1 protein-coding gene is annotated in these 259 nt (G+C 47.9%); it reads right to left on the bottom strand.

Annotation, left to right across the window (positions count from 1 at the left end):
* Positions 1-259 (bottom strand): cation:dicarboxylate symporter family transporter (locus SB660_RS21745; RefSeq protein WP_410584501.1); only part of this gene is annotated, 259 nt, incomplete at both ends.

Here is a 259-nt window from a genome sequence, read left to right as displayed (position 1 = left end):
CAGAAGAGCTTGTGCCGAGAACGATGAGCAGTTCATCTTTAATAAAACGGAGATAGTTCCACAAGCTGAAACCGAATAGTTTGCAAATGATATTCAAAGCGACAAATACAAACAGGAACATCGTAACGTATACAGACAGCATCAGACTCGCCAGCGGCTTGATGGAATCAAGGCCGAAGTGCCCGATCGTATAGGCCATGGCCCCGAATGCGCCGATCGGCGCCGCGCGCATGATGTAGCCGATGATTTTGAAAAAAAC

Source organism: Bacillus sp. SIMBA_005, from assembly GCF_046535585.1.
Classification (GTDB): Bacteria; Bacillota; Bacilli; order Bacillales; family Bacillaceae; genus Bacillus; species Bacillus pumilus.
The sequence above is the reverse complement of the archived record's forward strand: the minus strand, read 5'-3'. Positions and strand labels throughout refer to the sequence as shown.